The sequence below is a fragment of the Neisseria sp. P0021.S006 genome, assembly GCF_051956895.1.
Window position 1 is genome coordinate 1 of record NZ_JBQCWZ010001043.1, and the last position, 518, is coordinate 518.

General features: G+C 54.2%; 1 protein-coding gene. It reads right to left on the bottom strand.

What is annotated here, in order from left to right; all coding sequences use genetic code 11:
- Positions 1–518: anhydro-N-acetylmuramic acid kinase (locus ACTHUM_RS18615; RefSeq protein WP_440403770.1), on the bottom strand; the 518-nt coding region annotated here is incomplete at both ends.

The window sequence follows — 518 nt, forward strand, 5'->3', positions numbered from 1 at the left end:
ATATTGCCGGGGCCGGTATCGAAGCCGAAAGAAGGGCTGTCGTGTGGGAGGATACTGATATTGGAAATACCGCCAATGTTGAGTACGGCGCGGGTTTCATTCGCATCTTGAAACAGCGCTTCGTGAAAGGCTGGAACGAGGGGTGCACCTTGGCCGTTGCAGGCAAGGTCGCGGCTGCGAAAGTCGCCGACAGTGAAAATGCCGGTCAGTTCAGCTAACAGGGAGAGGTTGACCAGTTGAATGCTGTAACCGTGTTCAGGCGCATGGCGGATGGTTTGTCCGTGGCAGCCGATCGCGGCAATGTCTTTGGCCGACAGGTTTTGTTCTGCCAATAGTTGTTGGACGGTTTGGGCGTATAGGCGGCTGAGTGTTTGCGCCAGGATATTGCTTCTGTGCAATTCATTTTCGCCTATGTCTTGCAGTGCCAACAATTCTTGGCGCAGGCCGTCTGAATAGGGTAGAAAGCTGTGGGCAACGGCTCGTTGCCATTGCTTGCCCTGCATTTGAATCAGTACGGC